The following is a 26,391-nucleotide window of genomic DNA, read 5'->3' as shown; positions in this document are numbered from 1 at the left end:
GCCAATGGCGTGCAGCGGCGTCAATTTAGGGGGCGGGCGGCGCCGCAGCGACGGGCCGAAGCGAAGGAGAAGGCATGCATCTCGACGAGTACATGTCGCTGGATGCGACCTCCTTGGCCGAAATGGTCGAGCGCAAGCAGGTCACCCCGGCCGAACTACTCGCGTTGGCACGGCAACGATCGGACGCGGTGAACCCGCACTTGAACGCCATCGTCCGTCGCCTCGACGGTGTCGCCGACGCCCGGGCCGCCGATCCGGGCCTGAAGGGCCCGTTTGCCGGTGTTTCCTTCCTGCTCAAAGACCTCGGCCAGGAGTACCGCGGCTTTCCCACGTCGTGCGGGTCGCGCTCGCTGGCCAATGAGGTGGCCGACCGGCACGCGCTGATCACGCAGCGGTTTCTGGACGCGGGCCTGGTGATTTTCGGGATGACCAATACGCCCGAATTCGGCGCCAAGGGTGTCACGGAACCCGACTATTGGGGCCCGGCCCGCAACCCGTGGAACATCCGGCACACGCCAGGCGGCTCGTCGGGCGGATCCGGTGCGGCGGTGGCCGCCGGCATCGTTCCGGCCGCCGGGGCCAACGACGGTGGCGGGTCGATCCGAATCCCCGCCGCCTGCAACGGACTCGTCGGCCTCAAGCCCAGCCGGGGCTTGGCTCCCTACGGCCCGCAGACCGGCGAGATGCTGTTGGGGATGGCGACCCAGGGGGTGGTATCGCGCACCGTGCGGGACAGTGCCGCGCTCTACGACGCGATCGTCGGGCACCATCCGGGTTCCGCTTACCGAGTTGCATTGCCCGACAAGCTATTCAGCGAGCTCGTGAAGCGTCGTCCGGAGCGGTTGAAAATCGGGTACTCGGCGCGCTCGGCGATCAACCCGCGGCCCAGCGCCGAAGCCGTTGCCGCGGTCGAGAAGACGGCGGTGCTACTGGGCGAATTGGGCCATCAGGTCGACGAGGTCGCGCCGCCGTACGATGACGCCGCACTGGGCCGTGACTTTCTGACCATCTGGTTCGCACAGCTTCACCACCAGGTCGCCGATATCAAGCGGCGAACCGGCGCCCGCGACAGCGACTTCGAGGCCGACACGTTGGCCGTCAGCGAACTCGGCCGATCCGGTGGTGTCCTGGCGGTCATGTCCGCGCTCGAAAACAGAAACAACTACATCCAGTCCCTGGCCGAGTTTCACGGCGCCTACGACTACTTCCTGACCCCCACTTTGGCGACCCCGCCCCTGGAGGTTGGTGCCACCGCGACGTCGGCGGTGTTGCAGCGCGCGGCCCGAGTGATCAGCAGGCTACGCGCGGGAAAACTCATGGGGCTCAGCGGAATTCTCGACGATCTCATCCAGGAGAGCCTGGGCTGGGTGCCCTACACGCAGCTGGCCAACCTCACCGGGCGCCCGGCGATCAGCGTCCCACTGCATTGGACGCAGAACGGCCTTCCGCTCGGTGTTCAGTTCGTGGGGAAGCTGGGCGCCGACGGCGAGCTCCTCCAGTTGGCCGCCCAACTCGAAGAGGCGAACCCGTGGGCTCACCGATACCCGGCCCCGGGCACGAATTAGCCGCCGCCGTCAGAGGTTTCAGCTGGCGGCTCGGTGCCCTGCTGGCCGCGCTGGCCCCGCCACAACCCGGCAAACCGACGGGCGATGTCACCCAGCCGGCCCCCCGCATGTTGGGAAGCTTTGATGCGGCCCAAGGTTTCCCGGCCTTCCTTCGCGTAGTCCTTGACCGATTCGTCGCCTTCCTCGGCGCGCATGTCTGTCCTCCGATCCTGCTCAGTCGCGCGTTTGTCATTCCGGAGTTTGACGCTCGGGCGGTTCCGATGGCGTCAAGCGCTCCGGCGGTTCAGTTGGCGTGAGCCGTTCGGGCGGTTCGGTGGGCGTGAGCCGCTCCGGCGTCTCGCCCGGTGTCCCCGGCTCGGGTGGCTCTGAATCGCCTGGCCGCTTCGCCGAAGGCGGCCTGAGGTCCGTATCGCCCATGCTCAGTCCTTCGATCGGCTCAAACCCGCGTACCCCCCGCACCGGGGCCTCCAAACGCTGCCGGGTTGGAAAAACGCCCCGCTGCGCACCGGGTGCCGGGGGCGGCCCGGCCGCTTACACTCCAACCGTGGTAGATCTGGCGCAAACGAGGTCGGCAGTGAAGAAAGTCCCGCTCGGCATCGGAATCGCCGTCCTCGTGTTGCTCGCCGTCTTCGCGATACCGATCAAGCAACGGTGCGGGGCGCCGGGCTACCCGTGCGCGTCGACGCTGGACAACGAGGGCAACACCCACTACTACTACGAGGTCGAACCGGCGGGCGTCTACCTCGCTGAAATCGTCACGGGCTCCAACATCACGCTCTTTTACTCCTCGGGCGAGGACCTGGTCAAAGCCCGATAGCACTGCAGGGAGACGACATGCGCATCGGCGCAACTGCCCTGATCACGGCGGCCGCCGGGGTGCTCGCAGCGGCCATGCTGCACCCGAACGCGCCGGCACTCGCCGCCGTGGGCCAACGCCCCTGTAGCGCAAATGCGTTGTGCGCCAACGCCCCCGCGGCCGACGGCGGTGACCAGGCCGCCGCCGAGCGTGCGATCATCGACGGCTACGTCAAGAAGCAGGTCGGATGCACGCCGAACATGCCGCCCCACCCGGTGTCCATCGCGTGGGATCCGCCGGGCTTCACGCCGGGGGTCGGCGGCTCTGGCCTCATTCACGATGCCAACCCGGCGCTGGGCGGGCAGTACCGCGCCGACTACGTCGACGGTCGATGGCGCATCGAGTACCTGTACTGCTGACGGCGACGGTTTGCTGCCGGTCCCGGGCGGTCGGTGCGGTGCCGGGTATCCGTGCGGTCACAAGTTCGGCTCGATCCGGCTCGCGTACGAGACCGGGCGGGGGTCGTCCCGGGCGCACACCCGCACCGCCCGAGCAAAACAGGCAGGTAGATCGGCGATCGCGGCCGCGAATCGCGCCGAGTGGGCCCGCTGATTCCGGTGACGGCCGCCGCCGGCGGGCGCTCTCGATTGGGGCCTTCACAGCTGGCTAACGCATACTTGTCACCATGCTCGAAGCGACATCGCCGCTAACCGCCGTTGCGGGGCCCGGTGATGCGCTGGGTGCGGGCAGAGGTTTGTGATGGCCCGCTCGGGCGGCGCCCATCGCCGTCATCGAGCCGTCCGTCAGCCCTCTCGCTTCCGCAAGGGGCTGACGCGCACCCTGGGCGCGCTGGTTTCCGTGGCGGCGGTCGGGCTGACCGGCGCCGGGTACTACGTGGCGCACGGCGCGCTGGGCGGCATCACCGTTTCCAACGCCCTGCAGCCCGACGATCCGCGGTCCAGCGGCGACAACATGAACATCCTGCTGATCGGCCTGGACTCGCGCAAAGATCAGGACGGCAACGACCTGCCGTATTCGATCCTCAAGCACCTGCACGCGGGCGATTCCGACGACGGCGGCTACAACACCAACACGCTGATCCTCGTGCACGTCAGCGCCGACAACAAAGTGGTCGCGTTCTCGATCCCGCGCGACGACTGGGTGCCGTTCACCGGGGTCCCGGGATACAACCACATCAAGATCAAAGAGGCCTACGGGCTGACCAAGCAGTACGTCGCGCAAAAGCTGGCCAACCAGGGGACGAGCAGTCAGAAGGAGCTCGAGACCAAGGGTCGCGAGGCCGGGCGGGCGGCGACCCTGCGCGCGGTGCGCAGCCTGACCGGGGTGCCGATCGACTATTTCGCCGAGGTCAACCTGGCCGGTTTCTACGATCTGGCGCAGACGCTGGGTGGCGTCGAGGTGTGCCTGAACCACGCCGTCTACGACTCGTATTCCGGCGCCGACTTCCCGGCCGGGCGCCAGCGACTGGACGCGTCCGAGGCGCTGTCGTTCGTCCGGCAGCGGCACGGCCTGGAGAACGGCGACCTGGACCGCACCCATCGGCAGCAGGCGTTCATCTCGTCGGTCATGCAGGAGCTGCAGGCCGCGGGCACCTTCACCAACATCGACAAGCTCAAGAACCTGATGGCGGTGGCGCGCAAGGACGTGGTGCTCTCCTCCGGCTGGAATGACGACATGATCCAACGGCTCGGCGGGCTCGCCCGGGGCAACCTGGAATTCCGGACGCTACCGGTGGTGCGCTACGACAACATCGATGGCCAGGACGTCAACATCGTCGACCCGGCCGCGATCAAGGCCGAGGTGGCGGCGGCGATCGGCACCGACGCACCGACCACCGCGCCCACCACCACGGCCGTCAAGCCCGACCCGTCCACCGTCGTCGACGTGGTCAACTCGGGCAGCATGAGCGGGCTTGCCACCGAGGTATCGCGCGCGCTGAAGAAGAAGGGCTACACCCCGGGCCAGGTCCGGGACCGCGAGTCCGGCGAGCCGACCACCAGCTCGATCGCGTACGGCGCCGGCGCGCAGAGCGATGCGCGCAACCTGGCCACCATGCTGGGCCTCGACGCTCCCAGCCAGCCCAGCCCCGGCGTCCAGCCCGGCCACATCCGGGTGACGGTGGACACCAACTTCTCGATTCCCACACCGGACGAGACCCAGATGGACGACGTCACGAGCACCAGCACCACCACGTCGACCAAGGCCAAGACCTACTACTACAACGGCACCACCACGACGTACCCGACGCCCGATCAGGGAAAGCCGATCGACGGCGGCGGCGTGCCCTGCGTCAACTAAGCCGCCATCAGCTGTGCGTGCCGCCGTCCATGCGGATCTCGGTGCCCGTGATCCAGGCGCCGTCGTCGGATACCAGCATGGCGACCACCCCGGCGACCGCTTCGGGTCCGGCCATTCCCGTGCCGCTGGACTCCGTCGTGGTTGGCAGGACCGGCATGAGCCGCGAGAACAGCGCCCAGTCGGCGTCCTGCGGGATGTATCCGCCGGTGGCATCGGTGATCCCGGACTTGATGCTGCCCGGCGCGACGCACGCCGCGCGCAGGCCCTGCTTGGCGTATTCCAGCGCCAGCGAGTGGGTGAAGGCCTGGATGCCGCCCTTGCTCGCGGCATAGGCGGCCATGTAGGGATGGGCGAACGAGGCCGACGTGGAGCTGAAGTTCACGATCGCGCTGCGCGGGTTCGCCAACAAGGCCGGTAGCGCCTCGCGCACCACCAGAAACGTTCCGGTCAGGTTGACGCCGACGATTCGGTTCCAGAGTTCGAGGGTGGTGTCGTGGGTGTGCGCGGCCCGCAGGATGCCCGCCGCGTTGACCAGCGAGTCAAGCCCACCCAGCCGCTCGACGGCCAGGCGCACCCCGTCGACCACCGAATCCTCGCTGCCGACATCCATCGGCACGATGCTCAGCCGGTCGGCGATGCCGGCCTCTTGTGCCCGCGCACGCGTGGTGTCCAGGCCCTCAGCCGCGACGTCGGAGGCCGCGACGGCGGCGCCCTCGTCGAGCAGGCGCAGCGCGGTCGCCTGCCCGATCCCCGACGCGGCGCCGGTCACCAGGATCCGCTTGCCCTCGAGACGCTTCATCGCTTCTCCCGTTCACTAGGCGCGGCGACGGGTCAGGGTGCCACGACCCCGCGCAGCGCGTCCTCGCCGTACATCTGCACCATCATCGAGGAGTAATCCGGGCCGCGGCGCAGAATGTGTCCCCCGTCGACGTTGATGCACTGGCCGGTGATCCAGGCCGCCGCGTCGCTGAGCAGGAACATGGCCAGGTTGGCCACGTCCTCGACCTCACCGACCCGCGGCAGCGGAGTGCACAGCGCGTAGTCGCCGCTGATCTCGGGTGACTGGATCACGCTCGCGTCGACCAGATCGGTGCGGATCAGGCCCGGCCGGATGCTGTTGACCCGCACCCAGGACGGGCCGAGTTCGTCGGCGGCCAGCATCATCATGTGGTCGATCGCCGACTTGGTGACCCCGTACGGCCCGAACCACCGGTGGGTGTTGCTGGCCGCGATCGACGAGATCCCGATGAACGAGCCGCCCCCGCCCCGCACAAGCTCGCGCCCCACATGCTTGAGCACGTACATGGTGCCGTTGACGTTGAGGTCGACGGTGTTTCGCCACGCCTCCGAGTCGGTGTGGGTGATCGGCCCCACGGTCAACGAGCCACCCGCGCAATGCACCGCGCCGTGCAACCGGCCGTGCCAGGCCGTCGCGGCGTCGACCGCGCGGGCCACCTCGTCCTCGTTGGTTACGTCGGCGGGCTCATAACGAATCGAGCCCTCGCCGGGCAGGGCTTCGATCTCCTTGACGGCCCCGGCGAGTCGATCGGCGTTGCGGCCGACGATCATGACCGAGGCGCCGGCCGCGACCAGCCCGGCGGCCACGCCTTTGCCGATCCCGCTACCCCCGCCGGTGATCAGGTATGTCCGGTCTTGGAAAGAAAGCTGCACGCGAGGCCCTTTCAAACTGGAACAGGTTCTAGCTATAGAAGCATGTGCCCTCGGGGGGAATATCGCTACCCCCGGTCTCGTTAGGTCCTCGGCTGCGCGGCGCTACGGCGTATCGCGGCGCGCCACCTTCGTCGGCTTCGCGTCCCGCCAATCCTCGACGTGCGGAGGCTGGCCGACCGGCCACCGGTTCTCGTTGAACGCCGCCCAATGCGCATGCCCCAGCAGGTGCACGTGGAAGGCGTGCCGCAGCGCCTCGGTGTAACCCATCGCGTCGGAGGCGGCGTTGACCGAATCCTTGATGAGCAGCGACGCCATCGTGGGCCGCTCGGCGATGCGTCGCGCGAATTCGAGTGTCTTTTCCTCTAATTCGTCGACAGCGAAAACCTTGGACACCATGCCCAGCCGGTGCGCCTCGTCCGCGTCGATCGAATCACCGGTCAGTAGCAGTTCTTTGGCCTTACGCGGACCGAATTCCCAAGGGTGAGCGTAATATTCGACACCCGGCATGCCCAACCGGACCGCGACGACGTCGCTGAACTTCGCGTTGTCGGCGGCGACGATCAGGTCGCAGGCCCAGATCAACATCAGCCCGGCCGAGATCGCGTTGCCCTGCACCTGGGCGATCGTGATCTTGCGCAAATCGCGCCAGCGGCAGGTGTTTTCGAAAAAGTAGTGCCATTCCTGGTGGTACAGCTTCTCCATGATCGGCTCGAGCGTGGCCCCGCGCGAGCGGAAGCTCGGATGCTGCCCGGGCCCCGGTGCGCGCTCGGCCAGTGCCTGCTCGGAACCCAGGTCGTGGCCGGCGGAAAAGTTCCTGCCGCGCGCCGCCAGGATTACCACGCGAACGGTGTCGTCGGCCTCGGCGCGGCCGAAGGCCTCGTCGAGCTGGACCAGCAGGCCGCGGCTTTGCGCATTGTGGGCCTCGGGCCGGTTGAGCCAGATCCGCGCGATCCGGCCCTCGTCGAGGGTTTCGTAGGCCACGAGCTCCGGGGTGTTGGCGTTGGCCGCCCCGGTGTCGGCTTGCTCGGAGACTGTCATTCCGCCCACCTCGTTCGTCGTTGATTTGGCCTTGTTTACAGATTACGGCCAGTGTGTAACCGGGCCGCGTCGGGGGGACGCGCCGCGAGCCCTTGATCGGCGGCACGTCCCGGCCGGTCGTGTCTTCGCGAGCGGCGCGACGAGTCCCTGCAAACCAGCCATAAACGCGCCCGACGCCCGTTAGCTGGTGAGACGGGCTGCGGCCGATCACGCGCGTCGCCTACAGTTAAGTCATGCCTACGAAATCTGATCCTGGCGAAATCGGCGACGTCGAGCCGGTGGCGGACAGCACTGCGAGCCAGGCCAGGCGGGTCGTCGCGGCGTACGCCAACGACGCCGACGAATGCCGGGTCTTCCTGTCCATGCTGGGTATTGGGCCGGCGAAACTCGACGCGTAAATGGCTCCCGGGGGAGGGCGAGGCTCCAAGGCGGCCAAATTCGGGGATTCCGACTTCGTCGTCGTCGCCAACCGGTTGCCGGTAGATCGGGAGCTGCTTCCCGACGGCAGCACGGCCTGGAAGCGCAGCCCCGGGGGACTGGTCACCGCCCTGGAGCCGCTACTGCGCCGTCGGCGCGGCGCGTGGGTCGGCTGGCCCGGTGTGGTCGACGAGGACGTCGACCACGAAGACGAGCCGATCGTCCAGGAGGACCTGGAACTGCGGCCGGTCAAGCTGAGCGCGGACGACGTCGCCGAGTACTACGAGGGCTTCTCGAACGCCACGCTGTGGCCGCTGTATCACGACGTGATCGTCAAGCCGCTGTACCACCGCGAATGGTGGGACCGCTACGTCGTCGTCAACCGCCGCTTCGCCGAAGCCACCTCACGTGCCGCCGCGCGGGGCGCGACCGTATGGGTGCAGGACTATCAGCTGCAACTGGTCCCGGCGATGCTGCGCGAGATGCGGCCCGACCTGACCATCGGCTTCTTCCTGCACATCCCCTTCCCGCCGGTGGAGCTGTTCATGCAGATGCCGTGGCGGACCGAGATCGTCGAGGGCCTGCTGGGCGCCGACCTCGTCGGATTCCACCTGCCCGGCGGCGCGCAGAATTTCCTGTTCCTTTCCCGGCGGCTGATCGGAGCCAACACCACGCGCGGGGCGGTCGGGGTGCGGTCGCGGTACGGCGAGGTGGAGCTGGAATCCCGCGTCGTCCGGGTCGGCGCCTTCCCCATCTCCATCGATTCCAGTGCCCTCGACCAAACGGCCCGGCACCGCGATATCAGGCGCCGCGCCAAGGAGATTCGGGCCGAGCTCGGCAACCCCCGCAAAGTGCTGCTCGGCGTCGACCGGCTCGACTACACCAAGGGCATCGACGTTCGGCTGAAAGCCTTTTCGGAGCTGCTCGCCGAGGGCCGCGCCAAACGCGACGACACGGTGCTGATCCAGCTGGCGACGCCCAGCCGCGAGCGGGTGGACAGTTACCAGCAGCTGCGCAACGACATCGAACGCCAGGTCGGCCACATCAACGGCGAATACGGCGAAGTCGGGCATCCGATGGTGCACTACCTGCATCGGCCGGTCCCCCGCGACGAACTCATCGCGTTCTTCGTGGCCGCCGACGTCATGCTGGTCACCCCGCTGCGCGACGGGATGAACCTGGTCGCCAAGGAGTACGTCGCCTGCCGCAGCGATCTCGGCGGCGCGCTCGTGCTGTCCGAATTCACCGGCGCCGCCGCCGAACTGCGCCAGGCGTACCTGGTCAACCCGCACGACCTCGAGGGGGTCAAGGACGCCATCGAGGCCGCCCTCAACCAGCCCGTCGAGGAAGGACGGCGGCGCATGCGGTCGCTGCGCCGCCAGGTGCTCGCCCACGACGTCGATCGCTGGGCGCGGTCATTCCTCGATGCGCTCGCCGAGGCGCGGCCCCATGACGCCGATTAGCGCGGATGCCCCGGGAACCCATGGTGTTGGCGCGCCAACGCTGTGATACTCGGGTGCAGCGTCGCACGCGAAGGAGAAAGAGTCACATGAAGCTCCGTCACGGACTGGCCGCGGGTGCCGCCGTCTTCACGGCTGTCGCAACGGGAATCGCGCTGCAATCCGGCGAACCGGCCAAGGCGCTCGGGCCGCCGGCGGACGGCACCTACGCCTACAACGAGGCGGGCGTCTCCGGGGTTACCTGGACCATCTCCGCACTGTGTGACCAGCCGTCCGGGACCCGGAACATGAACGACTATTCCGACCCGATCGTCTTCGCGATGAACTGCGCGCTGAACATCGTGAGCTCTACGAACGAGCAGATCAGCGCCGCCGACAAGCTGCAGAACTTCAGCGGCCGGGCTCGCATGTCCAGCATGCTGTGGACGTTCAAGGTGCAAAAGGACAACGGCGTGGCCTGCCCGGGCGGGGGCACCGCGCCGTCCACCGAAACCTTCGCGTTCAGCGACGAAACGATGAGCGGCACCCACACCACGCTGCACGGGCCGGTATGCGGGCTGCAGCCGGAGATGAAGAAGCAGCCCTTTTCGCTGGCGATGACCGGGCCGCCGCCCAGCCCGATCGAGCGTTACCCGTTGTACTGCAACGGCATTGCGATGTGCTACTGAGCTAGATCGGAGTGATGTAGGCGATCAGCCACTGCTTGCCGACCTTTTTGAAGTCGACCCGCAATCGGCTGCCGTCATACAGCGGCTGCCGTGACTTGTCGGTGACCGTCCGGTTCATGTAGACCATCACCGACGCCGAATTCCGTTGGGCGGACATGACTCCCACGCCCACGACGTTGGCCTGCACCACCACTTCGCGCTTCTTGGCTTCGGGGATGATCTGGGTGTTGGCGCTCTTCTGGAACTCCGCGCGATAGTCGGGGGTCAGTAGCGGGTACGCCGCCGACAGGCTGCGTTCGACCGTTTGGTAGTCGTAGGCGAAGACCTCGGGGATTTCCTTGGCCGCCAAACCGGGCAACACGGCACGCGCCGCCTGCTCACCGCGAACCTCGACCCGATCCCAATACATCCAGCCGGCCGCCGCGGACAACCCGACGAACGCCACGGCCAGAAGGTAACCCGCGACGATGAGCAGCCAACGCCGCCATCGCATCAATTACCCCCGTCTGGATACTTCAGGTCGTAGCCGCTCATGCGTCCGGAGTCGTCTTCGTGCACGATGACGCGCAACCGGTAGGGCATGGACGGCTTGTTGACGCCGTCGATGTCGGCGACCGTGACGCGCACCGACACCAACACGGACGCGTTATCGGTAACGGCGTCAATGCCTTCCAGCGCGGCGCCGTTGACGACGGCTTCCGATGTCGCGTTGGTGGAGCGGAACAGGCCCTTGAGATTCTCGACATTGTTGTTGGCGCTGAGCATCCCGCGCAGCGGACCGCTGGTCCCGTTGACGAACCGGTTGACGCTCTCGTCGATGTTGTCCTGCTTGTAGCTGAACATGTTGACCACCGTCTGCGTCGCGGTGTCGACGAACCGTTGGTCGCGCGCCTGCGCCGCGGTGGCGTGGCGGTGCTGGACGGCCAGGAGGGCCACGCACCCGGCCAACACCCCCACCGCCACCAGTGCCGCCGCGAAGGAGATCCACGCCACCAGGGCGCGGTGCGGCTGGCGTCGCGGTGGCGGCTTGATCGACGTGAGGGTCTTGACGGGTTTCGCCGGCGGCTTCGGCGCGGCCGGCACCTCCGTCTGGACCGTGACGTCGTGTGTCGACTCGCTCTTGGCAGGACCCGCCGCGCGCGAGGCTTTACGACGAGCGCGCGGCTTGGTTGTCTGTTCGTCTGCCATGGCAGCGTCCATCACAGAGGCCTTGGATCAAGCATGAGGTCCACCCAATTCTCGGCGCCGGAGGTTCCGGTGGCGCCGGCGGCGAAGATACCAGTGCCTCCCGCCGGATCGACAAACGCGCCGGTCTTCTCGTCATAGGTGGCATACGCCGGCCCGCTGGCCTGCGGCTGCCCGCCGGGCGGCGGGCCCCACGGCTTCTCCGGGCCGGGGCCCGGCGGCGGCGGGTTGATCCCTAGCGGCGGCGCCGGCGGAGGCAGCCACTTCGGATACGGAAGCTGCGGCGGTACCGGCGGCACCCCCGGCGGCTGCCACGACGTGAACGGCGGGGGCGGCCCGTTGTCGTTGGGCGGCGGCGGGGCGAAGGCCGGCTGGTGCGGCGCCGGACCGGGTCCAGGGACCACACCCGGCGGGGGCGGCCCGACCATCGGAGTGCCCGGATCTGGGTCGGCGTCCGGCGGGATGTACGGGAAGTGGTTGGGCGGCAACACGTTCAGCCCGTTGGTCATCGGGGTGTCGTAGGGCACCGGCGGGCCGCGCCACGGGTTGCGACCGATCGGCACGTAGCCCTTCGGGTCGCGGCAGAGCTGAATCGTGGGGGCGCGCTTCCCGGGGAACTCCTGGCACGGGTAGTTACGCGCGCCGCGCACGGTGCTGGGATCGTTCTGCGCGGTCTTGCAGTACATGTCCCTCGGAAGCTCGCGCACCGTCTCGTCGGCCGGGGTGCGCATCAGCGGCGGCGGCAGGAAGCCGACGGCGCACGGCGGCGGGTCGTTGAGGTCGAGCTTGAAGTCCAGCTTGGCGCCCTCGTCTTGCGGCCCGCCGCCCGCGGCGGTGGTGATGGCCGCGAACAACGCCGGCAACACGACGAGCAGCTGTTCGATCGACTTGTTGTAGATCACGCCCACCCGGCCGAGGTTGGCCAGGCTGGCGGCCAGGGTCGGGAAGTTGGGGCGGATGCCCGAGAACGCGGTGCTGGCCTCGTCGGTGGCGCCGGGGGCCGTGGCCAGGGTGTCGCGGAGCTGGGGGTCGGCCTGACGGACCTCGGAGGTGAACCGCGCCAGCCCATCCGACAGCGACTTGATGTCGCCACCGGCGCGGATCTGGGCCTGCAGGAACGGCCCGGCCTGATCGATCAGCTGCGACACCTGGGGATAGTTGGCGTTGGCCTCGTCCACCAGCAGCCGGGCCGACTCGAACAGCCGGGCGAGCTCGGGGCCTGACCCGTTGGCCGCAATGAACGTCTCGTGCAACAGTTCACGCAACCGGGTGTCACCCAGGCTGTTGACCAGTGTCTCCGCCCGCTTCAACAGATCGGCGACGTCCTGGCCGATCCGGGTGTTCTGCCGCTCGATGCGGGCACCGTTGGTCAGCTTGCTCGCCGCGGGCGAGCTCGGGGGCACCAGGTCGATGTACTGCTCGCCGACCGCCGACACACTCTTGACGGTGGCGGTGACGTTCGACGGGATGGCCGTCTCGCTGTTCAGCCGCATCTGGGCGATGACGCCGTTGGGGCTCAGCCCGACCGACTCGACGCGGCCGACGGCAACGCCGCGGTAGGTGACGTTGGCGTTCTTGTACAGGCCGCCGCCGGCAACGAAATCGGCGCTCACACCGTAGGTTCCGATGCCGAAGGTCGCGGGCAGCCGCAGGTAGAAGATCGCCATCACAGTCAGGGTGATCGCCGTGATCACGGCGAAGATCGCCAGCTGGATCCTGGTCAGTCTGTCATGCATGTGCGCCCGCCCTACTGTCCCGAAGCCGTGCCGGGCGGAATCTTGAACGGATCCGCGGCCTGTCCGGACAGGTTGGCCAATTCGCCGGTCAAGAAGTCCGGCGGGTTGAGGATCTCGTCCATGTGAGCCATGTTCGGGTCGAAATAGGCCGTCGTGAAGAACGTTTCACCGAGCCGGCGCAGGGTGAGGTCGAAGGTGGTGAACACGTTGAGATAGTCACCCCGCACCGCCTGCTTGATCCCGAAGTTGGGGAACGGAAACGTCAGCAACAGCTGTAGTGAGGTGACGAAATTCTTTCGGTTGTCGTTCAGGGTCTTCACGACCGAGTACAGGTCCTTCATGTCGGCGGCGAAGTCCACCTTGGTCTTGGCCAGCACGTGCGAGGTGACGTTGGCCAGTTTGTGCAGCGCGCCGAAGGCCTCCACGATGCGGTCGCGGTTCTTGTTGAGCACGCGAATCGCCTCGGGCAGCGTGTCCAGCGCCCGGCCCAGGTTGTCCTTGTCGCGCGCCAGTGCGCCCGAGAAGCGGTTCAATCCGTCGACCGCGTCGATGATGTCGTTGACCTGGCGGTTGAGCCCCGAGGTCAATTCCGCCAGCCGGGGGATCAGGTCGACGAACTGGTCCTGCCGGCCCGCGACGGCCCGATAGGTCTCGTCGGTGATCTCTTCCAGCGCACCGACATTGCCCTTGTTCACCACAACGCCGAGCGCCGAGAGCACCTCTTCGGTGGTGGGATAGCGGCCGGTGTTGGCCTCCGTGATCTTCGACCCGTCGGTCAGCCGGCCCACGGCCGGCTTGTTCTTCGGCCGGGCCAGGTCGATGTGCATCGAACCCAGCAGCGACGTCTGGGCGACGGTCGCGGTCGAGTTGGCGGGCAGGACGACGTTTTTGTTCAGCGCCAATTTGACTGCCGCATAGAACGATCCGTCGGCGCGCTGTTCGGCCGCGATGCCGGCAACGCTTCCGACGGTGACGTCGTCGACCATGACGGGCGAGTTCTGCGGCAGCGTCGCCACGTCGGGCAGCTCGACGGTCACCGAGTAGGCGCCGCTGCCGTGGCCAGCGGTGCCCGGCATCGCCAACGAGTTCAGGCCGTTGAATTGGCAACCGGCCAGCAGCACGCTCCCCGCGGCCAATCCGCTGGCGCGCAACCACATTCGGTTCATCCGCCACCGCCCAAGCCGGCCGCGGGCCCGTTGGGCGCGGGTTGGGCCGGAGCAGGCCCCGGCCGCGGCCCGAACGCGCTTCCGGGAGCGGGACCGGGGGCCGGAGCGGCGCCGGCCGGCGCGGGGCCGGGCCCCGGACCGGCCTGCGGGGCCGGCGGGACGAGCAGCGCCTGCAGATCCGCCGGGTTCTGCGTGGCCGGCGTCTGGGCGCCCTTGGCCGGCACCCACGTCAGCTCCGGAACCGGGGTCGCCGCCTTGGCCTGAGTCTGCGGGGTGTCGTAGATGATCTGCCCCTTGTACGCCGTGATCGTGTTGAGCGGGTGGAACATCAGCGGCGGGTAGTTCACGGTGAGCCGGCGCAGCACCGGCCCCAGCCGCTCACGACAGAGCTCGGCGCGCTTGAAGTAGTCCGGCGCCCTGGGCCCGGCCGCGGTCTCGAAGGATCCCCCGCAGATGAACTGCACGGGGTTGGCGAATTCCGGTATCGACAGCAGACCGTTGAGCGTGCCCTGCGCGGGATCGTAGATGTTGTAGAAGTTGGCGATACCCGGGCCCGCCACGTGCAGCACCTGCTCGATGTCGTCGCTCTCGTCGCTCAGTGTCTTCGCGAGATCGTTGAGGTTGTTGACCGTGTCGACGATGGTCGAGTTGTGTTCGTGGAGGAACCCACGGATGTCCGACAGCGCCGTGTTGAGGGTCCCCAGGGTGCTGTCGAGATGGCGCGAGCTGTCGGCGAGCACCTGCGACACGGAGGCGACGCTACCGGCGAATTGGACGATCTGTTCGTTACTGGACGACAGGGCGTTGACCACGACCTGCAGGTTTTTGACCGTGCCGAAGATGTCGCCGCGCGAATCCCCAAGTCGCCCAGCGGCTTGCGAGAGCTCGCGCAGGGCGCTGTGGAACGACTGGCCCTTGCCGTCGAAGGTGTCGGCGGCCTGGTTGATCGCCGCGCCCAACGGGCCCTGCAGCGATCCGGCCGTCGGGCCGAGCTGGACCGCCAGCTGGGTCAGCGACTCTTTGACCTCGTCCCACTCCACCGGGACCGCGGTGCGGTCCGGGCCGATGCTGGCGCCGTCGGCCATCTCCGGCCCGCCGGTGTAGGCCGGCGTTAACTGGATGAACCTGGCCGCCACCAGGTTTGGCGACATGATGATGGCCTTGGCGTCCTTGGGGACCTTCACGTCCTTGGACACCGACATCGTGATCTTGACGTCGGAGGGTCGCGGCTCGATCGTGTCGATGGTGCCGACCGGGACACCCAGGATGCGCACCTGGTCGCCGGGATACAACCCGACCGCCGACGCGAAGTGGCCGACGATCTTGCGGTTATTCCCTTGCGACGACAGCACATACACGCCGCCCACCAGCACCGCGACCAGCGCGATGATGGTGGCGTAGCGCAGCCCCCTGCTGCGGATGATCCGCTGCATCATGGTGACTTCGGCCTGATGATCCAGCGTTCCTGAATCAACCCGCGCAGGTAGTCGGCCAGGCTGGCCGGCATCTTGCCGGGCTGATAGAAGAAGTCGAACATCGTCGCGAGCAGCGGCGCCGGGATGACGCCGTAGACGTTCACGTTGAAGCCGGGACCCGAGCCGACCACCTCGCCCAACTCGGTGGCGTAGGTGGGCAGCCGCTTGAGGGCCTCGGTGATGTAGTCGCGGCGTTCGTTGAGGTTGGACAGCACATCGTTGAGCTTGTTGAGCGCGGGCCCGAATTCCCTGCGGTTGTCGGCGACGAAGCCGGATATCTGCGCCGAGAGCTCCTGGATGCCCGAGATCAGCTGACCCAGCGCGCGGTGGCGTTCGTCGAGCGCGGCGAACAACTCGTTACCGTCGTCGACCAGCTTGTTGACCTGCTCGGCGCGCTGTGACAACACGCCGGTGACCGACTTCGCGTGCGCCAGTAAGCTTTGCAACGCCTCGTCGCGTCGGTCCAGGGTGCGAGACAGCGACGTCACGCCGTCCAGCGCACCGCGCAGCTCGGGGGTGGCGTCGTGCAGCGTGTCGGTCAACACGTTCAGCGCCTTTTCGAACTGCGGCTTGTTCAGGTTGCTGGCATTGGAACCCAAGTCCTCGAGCGCGCCGGCCAGCGTGTACGGCGTCGTGGTGCGACTGAGCGGGATGGTGGTTGCCTTGCCGCCACCGGCCGGGGTCACCGAGATGGAGCGCTCACCGAGGATGGTGTCGGTGCGGATCGCGGCCAGCGACTGGTCGCCGACGGCGACGTGGCGGTCGACGCTGAAGCTGATCTTGGCGCTGTCGCCGGCCAGACCCACGGAGGTCACCTTGCCGACTTTGAAACCCGAGACGTAAACGGCATTGCCGGGATTGATTCCGCCCGCGTCGCTGAAGTAGGCGTCGTAGATCTTGCCCTGCGGCCAGAACGGTAACCCGGAATACCCGAATGCGATGAGCACGACGCAGACCACGAGCACCACGCCGAAGATGCCGGTGCGCAGCGGATCGCGCTCATGTGTTGCGTTACTTGGCAAAAGCGCACCTCCCCTTGCTGGGATCCACCTGGCCACCAAGCGGCAGGAGGATGTCGCCACCGGCGGGGCCGTTGATCTTGATCGTCACGGAGCAGAAATAGATGTTGAAGAACGACCCGTAAGCGCCGAGGGCCGCCAACCGCAGATAGTCCTCGCCCAGCTGTTCGATGTCGTTGTTCACCTCGGCCTTGCGGTTGTCCAGCTCGGTGGCCAGCGGACGGGTGTTCTCCAGGACGCCTTGCAGCGGGCGGCGCGAATTCTTCAGCAGCTGGGTCAAATCCGTCGTCGTGGAGGCCAGCGGGGGGATGGCACCCGCGATGTCGTCCTTGTGTTCGGCCAGCCCGGTGATCAGTTGTTGCAACTGGTCCACGCTTGTCGAAAACTGCGCGCTGCGTTGGTCCACGGTCGTCAGCACCGTGTTGAGGTTGTTGATCACGTCGCCGATGAGCTGGTCGCGCTGGCCCAGCGCCGAGGAGAACGCGCTCGTGTCGGCCAGCACGTTCGACAACGCGCCGCCCTGGCCCTGCAGCAGCTGGATGACCGCGCTGCTGATGGTGTTGACCTTGTCGGCGTCGAGGCCTTTGAGGACCGGCCGCAGCCCGCCCAGCAGCGCGTCGAGATCCAGTGCGGGCTGGGTGTGTTGGCTGTTGATCGTCGCGCCGGCGGGGAGTTTTCGCAACTCTCCCGGGCCGGACGTGATCTCCAGATATCGGTCACCGACGAGGTTTTCGTAGCGGATCACCGCGCGCGTCGACGAGTAGAGCGTGTAGCGCTTGTCGACCCCGAACTTCACGTCGATGGTGTTGTCGCGATTGAGCTTGATGTCCGACACAGCACCGACCGGCACCCCGGCGATGCGCACCTTTTGACCGGCCTTCAACCGCGAGACGTCGGTAAACGTTGCGTGGTAGGTGCTTTCGGGTCCGAACCGGAAGTCACCGAACACCACCACCAGCCCGGCCGACACCAGCAGCATGGCGACGGCGAAGATGCTGACCTTGATCATCATCTCGCGGTGCGACGGCATGCCCGAACTGTCCGGCATCAGAAATCGTCCCGTTCCGCGAAGGCGCCGTGGAACAAGAACTGCAGCGTCGAGGGCGCGTCGAACTGCAGCTCGGTGAACGGCTCGTACGGGATGTTGGCGTTGTCGGTGACCAGGAACGGCGCCCGGTAGAACGAGCCGCCGGTCTGCTTGGTCGGGATGTCGGGCAGCCCACGGCAATTCGGGCCGCCGGAGGCGTTCACGATCGGCAACGACTCCGGGTACGTGTACGACGGCGCGCCCAGCACGAAGCTCGACGACGTGAACAGGCCGGCCTTGCGGACGCCGAGCAGCGGGGCGAATTCCTTGATGCCGCGCTCGATTCCGGCGAACAGGCAGCCGAATTCCGGTGAGTAGTCGGCGGCCACCTTGAGCGGGGCCCGCAGCCGGTTGATGGCGTCGATGAAGTCCTGCTCGGCCGGCGCCAACGTGTCATAGGCGTTGTTCGACAGGCCGATGGTGGCCAACAGGGTCTTGTCGAGATTCTTCTGCTGGTCCACGACGGTCTTGTTGATCGTCGGCAGGTTGTCGAACACGGTGTTCAGATTGGGGGCGGAGTCGGCGTAGACGTTCGCCACGACCGCGGTCTTGCGGAGGTCTTCCTGCAAGGCGGGCAGCTTCGGATTCGCTTGGCGCGTCAGCGTATTCAGTCCCGAAAGGATGCCGCCCAGGTCATCGCCGTGGCCACGCAGGCCTTCGGCGAACGCGCTCAGCGTCCCGTTGAGTTCGACGGGGTCGACCTTGTGCAACAGGTCGATCAGCGACTGGAACAAGGTGTTGACTTCGAGCTGCACCGACGAGGCCGCGACGTGCGCGTCCGGACGTAGCGAGGTCGGCGACGGCGTTTGCGGCGGAATGAATTCCACCGCCTTGGCACCGAAGATGGTGTTACCCGCGATGTGCACCGCCGCGTTGGACGGGATGAAATGCATGTCGTCGCTGTTGATGCCCAGCGTCAGGCGCGCCTGGTCGCCGGAGTAGTCGATGGTCTCGACCTTGCCGATCTGGATGCCCCGGTATTTGACCTTGGCGCCCTTCTCCATCACCAGCCCCGCCCGGGGCGCCGACACGGTGACGGTGTCGATCGACGCGAAGGCGGCCGTGTAGGAAAGGTAAGTCAGCACAGCGAAAGCCACCATCAGGCCGGCCAGCACTGCTGCTGCCAGCCGGACGGTCGTGCGTCGCGCGCCTGTGTCTGCCATGTCTTTTTAAGCGGTCCTCTTAGCCGGAGAGGTTGAAGTTACCGGACGCCCCATACACAGCGAGCGAGATGAACAAAGTGATGACGACCACGACGATCAACGAGGTCCGCACGGCCTGGCCGACTGCGATGCCGACGCCGACGGGACCACCGCTGGCGTTGTAGCCGTAATAGGTGTGCACCAACATGACCGCGATGGACATCACGATCGCCTGCAGGAACGACCACAACAGGTCCGACGGGATCAGGAACGTATTGAAGTAGTGGTCGTAGAGGCCTTTTGACTGCCCGTTGATGTACACCGTGGTGAAGCGGGCGGCGAAGAACGCGGCCAGCACGGACAGCGAGTACAGCGGGATGATCGCGATCAGGCCGGCGATCAGGCGGGTCGACACCAGGTAGGACACCGAGTGCACCGCCATGCACTCGACGGCGTCGATCTCCTCGGACACCCGCATGGCGCCCAATTGGGCGGTGGCGCCGGCGCCGATGGTGGCCGCCAGCGCGATGCCGGCGATCACCGGGGCGACCACCCGGACGTTCAGGAAGGCCGACAGGAATCCCGTCAGCGCCTCGATGCCGATGTTGCCCAGCGACGAATACCCTTGCACGGCAATGACACCGCCGGAGGCCAGGGTCAAAAACGCCGCGACACCGACCGTGCCGCCGATCATCACGAGAGCCCCCGCGCCCATGGTCATCTCGGCGATCAGCCGGACCGTCTCCTTGCGGTATCGGGTGAGCGCGTTGGGGACGTAGCGCACGGTCTGCCCGTAGAACAACGCCTGCTCGCCGAAGTCGTCGACCGGCTCCTGCAGCCGCGAGAAGAGGCGACGAAACCGCAGTGTGGCGTCGTAACTCATCGCGTGCTCACCCGTCTCATCACTTCGCCGAAATTCGCACGCCGATGGCGGTCATCACCACGTTGATCACGAACAGACAGATGAAGGCGTAGACCACGGTTTCGTTGACCGCGTTGCCGACGCCCTTGGGCCCGCCCTTGACAGTCAGGCCGCGGTAACAGCCCACCATCCCGGCCATCACACCGAACAGCAGCGCCTTGACTTCGGCGAGTACCAGCTCGCGCAGTCCGGTCAGCACGGTCAAGCCGTTGATGAACGCGCCCGGGTTGACGCCCTGCAGGAAGACGGAGAACACATAGCCACCGGAAAGCCCGATGGCGCATACCAAGCCGTTGAGCAGCAGCGCCACCACCGTGGACGCCAGCACACGGGGGACCACCAGCCGCTGGATCGGGTCGATGCCGAGCACGCGCATCGCGTCGATCTCCTCGCGGATGGTGCGCGCGCCCAGGTCGGCGCAGATCGCGGTGGCGCCGGCACCGGCGACGACGAGCACGGTCACCACCGGACCCAGCTGGGTGATGGTGCCGAACGCCGTCCCGGCGCCGGACAGGTCGGCGGCGCCGATCTCGCGCAGCAGGATGTTGAGGGTGAAGGCCACCAGCACCGTGAAGGGGATGGACACCAGCAGCGTCGGGACCAGCGACACGCGGGCGATCATCCACGTCTGATCGAGAAACTCGCCAAACTGGAACGGCCGGCGAAAAGCTGCCCGGCCGGTGTCCATCATCATTTCGAAGAATCCGCCGACGGCGCGGGCGGGAACGGCAAGTTGCTCCCTCAACTCGGTGTCCCCCCTCGGCTGGTCTCGGCGAAGTCTATGGCTGGCCTTTGCGTTGTCTACGGTCGCATGGGGCTCGGTGTGAGCCGGATCATATTAACTCAGAACAAGTTCACCATGTCAATGAACAGCATTTCTTATCCCAACCGTTAATTCGCCAGGTCAGACGCACTTGTCACGTGTCAAACTGACACACGTTCTACCTGCCGATTCCCCCCGATCGACTAGCCCCAAATGGCTATTGATCCATCAGTGCGCTCGCCGAAAAATTGTGCTCAGGATCACGTCCAGCAAAGTATTCCTGCAGCGTCGCACTCAGCTGTGCAGGGTCCCAAGCGGCGCCGTCGGCGCTGAATTTGCGCTCGACCGTCGGGGCAGCGACCAGTGTCACCTGCGGACCGTAGACGATGAACACCTGGCCGTTGACTTCCGCAGCCGCCGGCGAGGACAGGAACTTGACCAGATTGACGACGTGCTCTGGCGACAGCGGATCGACCCCGCCGGCCTCCACCTCCGGTGCATCGCCGAACACGTCGGCCGTCATCGCCGTGCGCGCGCGGGGGCAGATGGCGTTGGCGCACACGCCGTAGCGGCCGAGCGCCCGCGCGGCGGTCAGGGTGAGCGAGATGATGCCCGCCTTGGCGGCGCCGTAGTTCGCCTGCCCGACGGGGCCGACCAGGCCGGCCTCCGATGCGGTGTTGACGATCCGGCCGAAGACCTTGCCGTCCGCCTCCTTGGCCTTGGAGCGCCAGTAGGTGGCGGCGTTGCGGGTCAGCAGGAAATGGCCGCGCAGGTGCACGGCGATGACCTGGTCCCACTCCTCGTCGGACATGTTGAACAGCATCCGGTCGCGCGTGATGCCGGCGTTGTTGACCACGATGTCGAGCCCACCCAGCCCGTCGGCCTGGGCGACCAATTCGTCGGCGGTGGAGCGTTCGCTGATGTCGCCCGCCACGGCAACGGCCTTCGAACCGGAGGAGTTGATCTCGTCGATGACGTCGGAGGCGTCCAACGCGGCGGCGATGTCGTTGACGACGACGGTCGCTCCGAGGCGTGCCAGGCCGAGCGCCTCGGCCCGTCCCAGGCCCGCGGCCGCACCGGTGACCACCGCGACCTTTCCGGAGAGATCGGTCGCGTTCGTGCTAGCGCCCGGCGACGATGCTGACCGCGCAGCGGTCTGAGGAGAAGCCGGGTCATAAGGCCTAGTCAATTTATGAATACCTCTAGTTTCGGGTTGCGCGCTCTAGGCTCGGATCAGTCGCCGCGGGACAGCGCGGCGCGCGGGCATTCGGCGATCGCCTGCTCGGCCAACTGCTCCTGATCGGCGGGAATCGGGTCGAGCTTCACCACGGCGTAATCCTCGTCGTCGAGGTCGAAGATATCGGGGGCAATTCCCAAGCACACTGCGTTACCTTCGCACCGGTCACGGTCCACGATCACCCGCACAGCACCCTCCTTGAACCTGGCCTTCACCGCAGGACTCGCCTCATCAGTATGTAGGTCCACCATAAGACCCCGACACCGCTGGGGAAACGGTCGCTGGATTCCCAGACTAGAACGTGTTACAACCGGGAAGACGAATGGGTAGCCGTTGGTCGAGCTGCAGCCTGTGACGCGGGTTGTATTCGGAAACGTCGTTGACTTGAAGGACGGCTGAAATGCGCATCAGTTACACCCCTGAGCAAGAAGAGCTGCGTCGCGAGCTGCGGTCGTACTTCACCAACCTGATGACCCCGGAGCGTCGCGAGGCGCTGACCTCCTCGGGGGGCGGCGAGGTCGGTACCGGCACGGCGTATCGCGACACCGTCGCGCAGATGGGCAAAGACGGGTGGCTCACCCTGAACTGGCCCAAGGAGTACGGCGGCCAGGACCGCTCGCCGATGGACTCGCTGATCTTCACCGACGAGGCCGCCATCGCCGGCGTGCCGGTGCCGTTCCTGACGATCAACAGCGTCGCGCCGACCATCATGGCGTTCGGCACCGAGGAACAGAAGAAGTTCTTCCTGCCCAAGATCGCCGCGGGCGAGCTGCACTTCTCGATCGGCTACTCCGAGCCCGGCGCCGGCACCGACCTCGCCAACCTGCGCACGACCGCGGTGCGCGACGGCGACGACTACGTCATCAACGGCCAGAAGATGTGGACCAGCCTGATCGCCTACGCCGACTGGGTGTGGTTGGCGGTGCGCACCAACCCCGACGCCAAGAAGCACCGCGGGATTTCGATGCTGACCGTGCCGACCACCGCGGAGGGTTTCTCCTGGACCCCGGTGCACACGATGGCCGGTGTGGACACCAGCGCCACCTATTACTCCGACGTCCGCGTCCCGGTGACCAACCTGATCGGCGAGGAGAACGGCGGCTGGAAGCTGGTGACCAACCAGCTCAACCACGAGCGCGTCGCCCTGGTGTCGCCGCAACCGATCTTCCTGGCCCTGCGCGAGGTTCGCGAATGGGCGCAGAACACCAAGGACGACGGGGGCGCCCGGCTCATCGACTCGGAGTGGGTGCAGCTCAACCTGGCCCGGGTGCACGCCAAGGCCGAGGTCCTCAAGCTGATCAACTGGGAGCTGGCCTCGGCCGCGAGTGAGGACCTGTCACCCGCCGACGCGTCGGCGGCCAAGGTCTACGGCACCGAGCTGGCCACCGAGGCCTACCGGCTGCTGATGGAGGTGCTGGGTACCGCGGCGACGGTGCGCCAGAATTCGCCGGGCTCGTTGCTGCGGGGCCGGGTCGAGCGGATGCACCGGGCCTGCCTGATCCTGACCTTCGGAGGCGGCACCAACGAAGTTCAGCGCGACATCATCGGCATGGTCGCCCTCGGTCTGCCCCGCAACCGCTGAGCCGCTACGTAATAGAAGGACGGACGTTCATGGATTTCACGACAACCGAAGCGGCGAACGACCTCGGCAACCTGGTCGACACGATCGTGGACTCGGTGTGCACCCCCGAACACCAGCGCGAGCTGGACGGGCTCGATCAGCGGTTCGATCGCGACCTGTGGCGAAAGCTGATCGACGCCGGCATCCTGTCCAGCGCGTCGGCGTCATCGCTGGGCGGCGACGGTTTCGGCGCGCTCGAGCAGATCGCGATCCTGGTCGCGCTGGGCCATCAGCTGGCCGCGGTGCCCTACCTGGAGTCGGTGGTGCTGGGCGCCGGGGCGCTGGCCCGGTTCGGCTCCGAAGAGCTGCAGCAGAACTGGGGCGTGCCGGCGGTCAACGGCGAGAAGACCCTGAGCATCGCGCTCGACGGCGAGATGGGCGAGGGCCCGGTGCAGGCGCTCAGCGCCGGCGCCGGTTACCGGCTGACCGGCACGCGCACCCAGGTCGGTTTCGGCCCGGTGGCCGACGCGTTCCTGGTCCCCGCCGAAACGGATGCCGGCACGGCGGTTTTCCTGGTTGCCGCCGACGATCCCGGCGTCACGGTGACGGCCCTGCAGACCACCGGCCTGGGCAGCGTCGGGCACCTCGCACTGGACGGCACCGAGGTGGACGGCGGCCGCAGGGTCGGCGGCGCCGAGGTGGCGACCTGGCTCGGCACGCTGGGCACGTTGGGCCGCAGCGCTTTCCAGCTCGGGGTGCTCGAGCGTGGCCTGCAGATGACCGCCGAATACGCGCGCGAACGTGAGCAGTTCGACCGGCCGATCGGCAGCTTCCAGGCGGTCTCGCAGCGGCTGGCCGACGGCTACATCGACGTCAAGGGGTTGCGGCTGACGCTCACCCAGGCGGCCTGGCGAGTCTCCGAGGACATTCCGGCGGAGATCGACGTCGCCAGCGCGGCGTTTTGGGCCGCCGACGCCGGTCACCGGGTGGCGCACACCATCGTGCACGTGCACGGCGGCGTCGGCGTCGACACCGATCACCCCGCGCACCGATACTTCCTGGCCGCCAAGGAGATTGAGTTCGCGCTGGGCGGTGCCACCGGGCAGCTGCGCCGCATCGGGCGCGAGCTGGCGGAGACGCCCGCCTAGGCGAAATGGAGCTCACCGACGACCTGACGGTCACCAAGCTGCTGGCGCCGCTGACCGAGATCGACGACCGGGGTATCTACTTCGAGGACTCGTTCACCAGCTGGCGCGATCACCTGCAGCAGGGTGCCGCGATCGCCGCGGCGCTGCGTAAGCGGCTCGACCCCACCCGGCCACCCCACGTCGGAGTGCTGCTGGAGAACACGCCCTTCTTCTCGGCGATGCTGGTCGCGGCGGGAATGTCGGGGATCGTGCCGGTCGGGCTCAACCCGGTGCGCCGCGGCGAGGCGCTGCAGCGCGACATCGCCCGGGCCGACTGCCAATTGGTGCTCGCCGACTCCAAATCGTCTGAGACGCTGGGTGATATCGAGCACCTGAACGCCGACTCCGTCGCGTGGGCCGACGAACTGGCCGCGCACCGCGACGCCCCGATCGTTTTTCAGGACGCCGCGCCGGCGGATCTGTTCATGTTGATCTTCACGTCGGGTACCAGCGGCGAGCCCAAGGCGGTCAAGTGCAGCCACGGCAAGGTCGCGATCGCGGGCGTGACGATGTCGCAGCGCTTCGGCCTCGGCCCCGACGACGTCTGCTACGTGTCGATGCCGCTGTTTCATTCCAACGCGGTGCTGGTCGGCTGGGCGGTGGCGGCGGCGTGTGCGGGCTCAATGGCCTTGCGGCGCAAGTTCTCCGCCTCGAACTTCATCGTCGACGTCCGCCGCTACGGCGCCACGTACGCGAACTACGTCGGCAAGCCGTTGTCGTATGTACTGGCCACGCCCGAGCGGCCCGACGATGCGGACAACCCGCTGCGCGCGGTGTACGGCAACGAAGGCGTGCCCGATGACATCGAGCGCTTCGCCCGCCGATTCGGGTGTGTCGTGCAGGACGGGTTCGGTTCCACCGAGGGCGGCGTGGCCATCGCGCGCACGCCGGACACACCGCCGGGTTCATTGGGCCCCCTCCCGCCGGGCATCGACATCGTCGATCCCGACACCGGCGCGTCATGCCCACCGGGCGTGGTCGGCGAACTGGTGAACGTCGCCGGGCCGGGCCGTTTCGAGGGTTATTACAACGACGCCGCCGCCGAGGCCGAGCGGATGGCCGGCGGGGTCTACCACAGCGGCGATCTCGCCTACCGTGACGACGCCGGTTATGCGTATTTCGCTGGGCGGCTGGGTGATTGGATGCGCGTCGACGGCGAAAACCTCGGCGCCGCGCCGATCGAGCGGGTGTTGCTGCGCCACCCCGACCTGACCGAGGTCGCGGTGTACCCGGTGCCCGACGCGATCGTCGGCGACCAAGTCATGGCCGCGGTGGTGATGGCGCCGGGCACCGAGTTCGACGACGAGAAGTTCCGCACCTTCTTGGCCGAGCAACCGGACTTGGGACCCAAGCAATGGCCGTCATACGTACGGGTCAGCACCGAACTCCCGCGCACGGTGACCTTCAAGGTGCTCAAGCGGCAACTGGCCGCTCAGGGCGTCGACTGCGGCGATCCGGTCTGGAAGATCCACCGCTAGGGCCCCGGGACGGGCGTTATCGCGGGATGTGGGCGTCCAGGCAGTAAACTCAGCGCTCGATGAAAATCCGCGAAATGATCGCCCGCTCGCTCCTGGTCGGGTCGCTGGCTGGGGCCGCGCTCGGGCTGGGTGCCGGTGTCGCCGCGGCGGACCCGCCCCCGCCGCCTCCCCTGCCACCGCCACCCCCGCCGCTGGTGTGGTCACCGCCGACGCCGGACCCCGAACCGTGGGAAGCTCCTCCCCCGCCGGAGGAGGGCGCGCCGCTACCGCCGCGCTGAACATGCCGCAACGACAAGGAGACGCGATGGTTGATGCGCCGGTCCCCCGTCCCGGCGCCGCGGTCATTCGCGCCGATAGCGGAACCGGCGCATGACGGCTCGGCCTCTCGAGCTCGCGCTGGAAGCCAGCTTCGAACAGCTTTCCGCCGCGGCGCCGGCGAACGTCGGCATCGCGATCGCCCGGCCGGACCGGACATTTTCGCTGGGGAGCTGATGGTCGG

27 protein-coding genes and 1 pseudogene are annotated in these 26,391 nt (G+C 67.3%); 12 read left to right on the top strand and 16 right to left on the bottom strand.

Annotation, left to right across the window (positions count from 1 at the left end; translation table 11 throughout):
- The first annotated feature begins 74 nt into the window (after positions 1 to 74).
- Entirely contained in the window at positions 75 to 1,565 is a 1,491-nt protein-coding gene (locus K883_RS11930; RefSeq protein WP_008263778.1) for an amidase, read from the top strand.
- Here the strand turns inward: K883_RS11930 and K883_RS11925 are convergent.
- Positions 1,562 to 1,759, bottom strand: coding sequence for a hypothetical protein (locus K883_RS11925; RefSeq protein ID WP_008263776.1), 198 nt, complete (start codon positions 1,757 to 1,759; stop codon positions 1,562 to 1,564). The two genes, K883_RS11930 and K883_RS11925, sit on opposite strands and share 4 nt — an antisense overlap.
- 380 nt (positions 1,760 to 2,139) lie before the next feature.
- Here K883_RS11925 and K883_RS11920 point away from each other — a divergent pair, with 380 nt between their 5' ends.
- The 3 genes from K883_RS11920 (at position 2,140) to K883_RS11910 (ending at position 4,680) form a co-directional block, all read left to right on the top strand.
- On the top strand, positions 2,140 to 2,382 hold the full coding sequence (locus K883_RS11920; RefSeq protein WP_008263774.1) for a hypothetical protein: 243 nt from the start codon (positions 2,140 to 2,142) through the stop codon (positions 2,380 to 2,382).
- Positions 2,383 to 2,399: 17 nt separating this feature from the next.
- Positions 2,400 to 2,780 carry a hypothetical protein gene (locus tag K883_RS11915; protein WP_008263771.1) on the top strand — a complete coding sequence of 127 codons (381 nt, stop codon included), beginning with the start codon at positions 2,400 to 2,402 and terminating at the stop codon, positions 2,778 to 2,780.
- Between the two features lie 340 nt (positions 2,781 to 3,120).
- Positions 3,121 to 4,680 (top strand): LCP family protein, encoded by a 1,560-nt coding sequence (locus K883_RS11910; protein ID WP_008263769.1) that lies wholly within the window; start codon positions 3,121 to 3,123, stop codon positions 4,678 to 4,680.
- Positions 4,681 to 4,687: 7 nt separating this feature from the next.
- Here the strand turns inward: K883_RS11910 and K883_RS11905 are convergent, their stop codons facing one another.
- From K883_RS11905 to K883_RS11895, 3 genes are all read right to left on the bottom strand, one after another.
- Complete coding sequence (locus K883_RS11905; RefSeq protein ID WP_008263768.1) at positions 4,688 to 5,479, bottom strand: SDR family NAD(P)-dependent oxidoreductase; 792 nt, start codon at positions 5,477 to 5,479, stop codon at positions 4,688 to 4,690.
- 32 nt (positions 5,480 to 5,511) lie between these two features.
- The gene (locus K883_RS11900; protein ID WP_008263766.1) at positions 5,512 to 6,351 is read right to left on the bottom strand and encodes an SDR family oxidoreductase; all 840 of its coding nucleotides are present in this window, start codon (positions 6,349 to 6,351) and stop codon (positions 5,512 to 5,514) included.
- A 102-nt stretch (positions 6,352 to 6,453) separates the two neighbouring features.
- Positions 6,454 to 7,389: an enoyl-CoA hydratase gene (locus tag K883_RS11895; protein ID WP_008263765.1), complete on the bottom strand. Its 936-nt coding sequence runs from the start codon at positions 7,387 to 7,389 to the stop codon at positions 6,454 to 6,456.
- A gap of 233 nt (positions 7,390 to 7,622) precedes the next feature.
- On the opposite strand from K883_RS11895, the gene K883_RS27515 reads away from it, so the two are divergent.
- The 3 genes from K883_RS27515 to K883_RS11885 all read left to right on the top strand — a co-directional run bounded on the left by K883_RS27515 (position 7,623) and on the right by K883_RS11885 (position 9,934).
- The gene (locus tag K883_RS27515; RefSeq protein WP_008263763.1) at positions 7,623 to 7,787 is read left to right on the top strand and encodes a hypothetical protein; all 165 of its coding nucleotides are present in this window, start codon (positions 7,623 to 7,625) and stop codon (positions 7,785 to 7,787) included.
- Positions 7,788 to 9,269, top strand: a complete 1,482-nt coding sequence (locus tag K883_RS11890; protein ID WP_008263761.1) for an alpha,alpha-trehalose-phosphate synthase (UDP-forming) — start codon at positions 7,788 to 7,790, stop codon at positions 9,267 to 9,269.
- An 86-nt stretch (positions 9,270 to 9,355) separates the two neighbouring features.
- On the top strand, positions 9,356 to 9,934 hold the full coding sequence (locus K883_RS11885) for a hypothetical protein (RefSeq protein ID WP_008263759.1): 579 nt from the start codon (positions 9,356 to 9,358) through the stop codon (positions 9,932 to 9,934).
- Between the two features lies 1 nt (position 9,935).
- Here the strand turns inward: K883_RS11885 and K883_RS11880 are convergent, their stop codons facing one another.
- From K883_RS11880 to K883_RS11825, 12 genes and pseudogenes are all read right to left on the bottom strand, one after another.
- Entirely contained in the window at positions 9,936 to 10,427 is a 492-nt protein-coding gene (locus tag K883_RS11880) for a mammalian cell entry protein (protein ID WP_014710880.1), read from the bottom strand.
- Complete coding sequence (locus K883_RS11875) at positions 10,427 to 11,134, bottom strand: hypothetical protein (protein WP_014710879.1); 708 nt, start codon at positions 11,132 to 11,134, stop codon at positions 10,427 to 10,429. Before K883_RS11875 ends, K883_RS11880 begins: the two co-directional genes overlap by 1 nt.
- Complete coding sequence (locus K883_RS11870) at positions 11,134 to 12,855, bottom strand: virulence factor Mce family protein (RefSeq protein ID WP_014710878.1); 1,722 nt, start codon at positions 12,853 to 12,855, stop codon at positions 11,134 to 11,136. Before K883_RS11870 ends, K883_RS11875 begins: the two co-directional genes overlap by 1 nt.
- A gap of 11 nt (positions 12,856 to 12,866) precedes the next feature.
- Positions 12,867 to 14,021 (bottom strand): virulence factor Mce family protein, encoded by a 1,155-nt coding sequence (locus K883_RS11865; protein ID WP_014710877.1) that lies wholly within the window; start codon positions 14,019 to 14,021, stop codon positions 12,867 to 12,869.
- The gene (locus K883_RS11860; protein ID WP_036454556.1) at positions 14,018 to 15,457 is read right to left on the bottom strand and encodes a virulence factor Mce family protein; all 1,440 of its coding nucleotides are present in this window, start codon (positions 15,455 to 15,457) and stop codon (positions 14,018 to 14,020) included. The genes K883_RS11865 and K883_RS11860 overlap by 4 nt, the downstream gene beginning before the upstream one ends.
- Complete coding sequence (locus K883_RS11855; protein WP_014381763.1) at positions 15,454 to 16,518, bottom strand: virulence factor Mce family protein; 1,065 nt, start codon at positions 16,516 to 16,518, stop codon at positions 15,454 to 15,456. Before K883_RS11855 ends, K883_RS11860 begins: the two co-directional genes overlap by 4 nt.
- Positions 16,508 to 17,563: a virulence factor Mce family protein gene (locus K883_RS11850; RefSeq protein ID WP_008263746.1), complete on the bottom strand. Its 1,056-nt coding sequence runs from the start codon at positions 17,561 to 17,563 to the stop codon at positions 16,508 to 16,510. The genes K883_RS11855 and K883_RS11850 overlap by 11 nt, the downstream gene beginning before the upstream one ends.
- The gene (locus K883_RS11845) at positions 17,563 to 18,765 is read right to left on the bottom strand and encodes a virulence factor Mce family protein (RefSeq protein WP_014710875.1); all 1,203 of its coding nucleotides are present in this window, start codon (positions 18,763 to 18,765) and stop codon (positions 17,563 to 17,565) included. The genes K883_RS11850 and K883_RS11845 overlap by 1 nt, the downstream gene beginning before the upstream one ends.
- A gap of 19 nt (positions 18,766 to 18,784) precedes the next feature.
- A complete protein-coding gene (locus K883_RS11840) occupies positions 18,785 to 19,627 on the bottom strand; it encodes an MlaE family ABC transporter permease (protein ID WP_008263742.1) in 843 nt (280 codons plus the stop codon).
- Between the two features lie 19 nt (positions 19,628 to 19,646).
- Complete coding sequence (locus tag K883_RS11835; protein ID WP_014379050.1) at positions 19,647 to 20,411, bottom strand: MlaE family ABC transporter permease; 765 nt, start codon at positions 20,409 to 20,411, stop codon at positions 19,647 to 19,649.
- 235 nt (positions 20,412 to 20,646) lie between these two features.
- Positions 20,647 to 21,552, bottom strand: a pseudogene (locus K883_RS11830) (3-oxoacyl-ACP reductase); the annotation flags it as partial.
- 110 nt (positions 21,553 to 21,662) lie between these two features.
- Entirely contained in the window at positions 21,663 to 21,854 is a 192-nt protein-coding gene (locus tag K883_RS11825; protein WP_003877155.1) for a ferredoxin, read from the bottom strand.
- 212 nt (positions 21,855 to 22,066) lie between these two features.
- Here K883_RS11825 and K883_RS11820 point away from each other — a divergent pair, with 212 nt between their 5' ends.
- From K883_RS11820 to K883_RS28235, 5 genes are all read left to right on the top strand, one after another.
- A complete protein-coding gene (locus K883_RS11820; RefSeq protein WP_008263734.1) occupies positions 22,067 to 23,248 on the top strand; it encodes an acyl-CoA dehydrogenase in 1,182 nt (393 codons plus the stop codon).
- 29 nt (positions 23,249 to 23,277) lie between these two features.
- Positions 23,278 to 24,375, top strand: coding sequence for an acyl-CoA dehydrogenase family protein (locus K883_RS11815; RefSeq protein WP_008263732.1), 1,098 nt, complete (start codon positions 23,278 to 23,280; stop codon positions 24,373 to 24,375).
- Between the two features lie 5 nt (positions 24,376 to 24,380).
- Positions 24,381 to 25,892, top strand: coding sequence for a long-chain-fatty-acid--CoA ligase FadD17 (gene fadD17, locus K883_RS11810; protein ID WP_014383775.1), 1,512 nt, complete (start codon positions 24,381 to 24,383; stop codon positions 25,890 to 25,892).
- A 59-nt stretch (positions 25,893 to 25,951) separates the two neighbouring features.
- Positions 25,952 to 26,170, top strand: coding sequence for a hypothetical protein (locus K883_RS26730; protein ID WP_008263729.1), 219 nt, complete (start codon positions 25,952 to 25,954; stop codon positions 26,168 to 26,170).
- Between the two features lie 91 nt (positions 26,171 to 26,261).
- Entirely contained in the window at positions 26,262 to 26,384 is a 123-nt protein-coding gene (locus K883_RS28235) for a hypothetical protein (protein ID WP_255358932.1), read from the top strand.
- The last annotated feature ends 7 nt before the right edge of the window (positions 26,385 to 26,391 follow it).

The organism is Mycobacterium sp. TKK-01-0059, from assembly GCF_000709305.1.
In the GTDB taxonomy this organism is placed as follows: Bacteria; Actinomycetota; Actinomycetes; order Mycobacteriales; family Mycobacteriaceae; genus Mycobacterium; species Mycobacterium intracellulare.
This window is presented reverse-complemented; position numbering and strand designations above follow the sequence as displayed.

Excerpts from the sequence above, each read along its gene's own strand:
- K883_RS26730 (WP_008263729.1), top strand. The coding sequence starts at position 25,952 with ATGAAAATCCGCGAAATGATCGCCCGCTCGCTCCTGGTCGGGTCGCTG.
- K883_RS11840 (WP_008263742.1), bottom strand. The coding sequence starts at position 19,627 with ATGAGTTACGACGCCACACTGCGGTTTCGTCGCCTCTTCTCGCGGCTG.
- K883_RS11925 (WP_008263776.1), bottom strand. The coding sequence starts at position 1,759 with ATGCGCGCCGAGGAAGGCGACGAATCGGTCAAGGACTACGCGAAGGAA.
- K883_RS11910 (WP_008263769.1), top strand. The coding sequence starts at position 3,121 with ATGGCCCGCTCGGGCGGCGCCCATCGCCGTCATCGAGCCGTCCGTCAG.
- K883_RS11930 (WP_008263778.1), top strand. The coding sequence starts at position 75 with ATGCATCTCGACGAGTACATGTCGCTGGATGCGACCTCCTTGGCCGAA.
- K883_RS11860 (WP_036454556.1), bottom strand. The coding sequence starts at position 15,457 with ATGATGCAGCGGATCATCCGCAGCAGGGGGCTGCGCTACGCCACCATC.
- K883_RS11865 (WP_014710877.1), bottom strand. The coding sequence starts at position 14,021 with ATGAACCGAATGTGGTTGCGCGCCAGCGGATTGGCCGCGGGGAGCGTG.
- K883_RS11885 (WP_008263759.1), top strand. The coding sequence starts at position 9,356 with ATGAAGCTCCGTCACGGACTGGCCGCGGGTGCCGCCGTCTTCACGGCT.
- K883_RS11815 (WP_008263732.1), top strand. The coding sequence starts at position 23,278 with ATGGATTTCACGACAACCGAAGCGGCGAACGACCTCGGCAACCTGGTC.
- K883_RS11870 (WP_014710878.1), bottom strand. The coding sequence starts at position 12,855 with ATGCATGACAGACTGACCAGGATCCAGCTGGCGATCTTCGCCGTGATC.
- K883_RS27515 (WP_008263763.1), top strand. The coding sequence starts at position 7,623 with ATGCCTACGAAATCTGATCCTGGCGAAATCGGCGACGTCGAGCCGGTG.
- K883_RS28235 (WP_255358932.1), top strand. The coding sequence starts at position 26,262 with ATGACGGCTCGGCCTCTCGAGCTCGCGCTGGAAGCCAGCTTCGAACAG.
- K883_RS11850 (WP_008263746.1), bottom strand. The coding sequence starts at position 17,563 with ATGCCGGACAGTTCGGGCATGCCGTCGCACCGCGAGATGATGATCAAG.
- K883_RS11845 (WP_014710875.1), bottom strand. The coding sequence starts at position 18,765 with ATGGCAGACACAGGCGCGCGACGCACGACCGTCCGGCTGGCAGCAGCA.
- K883_RS11915 (WP_008263771.1), top strand. The coding sequence starts at position 2,400 with ATGCGCATCGGCGCAACTGCCCTGATCACGGCGGCCGCCGGGGTGCTC.
- K883_RS11895 (WP_008263765.1), bottom strand. The coding sequence starts at position 7,389 with ATGACAGTCTCCGAGCAAGCCGACACCGGGGCGGCCAACGCCAACACC.
- K883_RS11875 (WP_014710879.1), bottom strand. The coding sequence starts at position 11,134 with ATGGACGCTGCCATGGCAGACGAACAGACAACCAAGCCGCGCGCTCGT.
- K883_RS11880 (WP_014710880.1), bottom strand. The coding sequence starts at position 10,427 with ATGCGATGGCGGCGTTGGCTGCTCATCGTCGCGGGTTACCTTCTGGCC.
- K883_RS11890 (WP_008263761.1), top strand. The coding sequence starts at position 7,788 with ATGGCTCCCGGGGGAGGGCGAGGCTCCAAGGCGGCCAAATTCGGGGAT.
- fadD17 (WP_014383775.1), top strand. The coding sequence starts at position 24,381 with ATGGAGCTCACCGACGACCTGACGGTCACCAAGCTGCTGGCGCCGCTG.
- K883_RS11905 (WP_008263768.1), bottom strand. The coding sequence starts at position 5,479 with ATGAAGCGTCTCGAGGGCAAGCGGATCCTGGTGACCGGCGCCGCGTCG.
- K883_RS11820 (WP_008263734.1), top strand. The coding sequence starts at position 22,067 with ATGCGCATCAGTTACACCCCTGAGCAAGAAGAGCTGCGTCGCGAGCTG.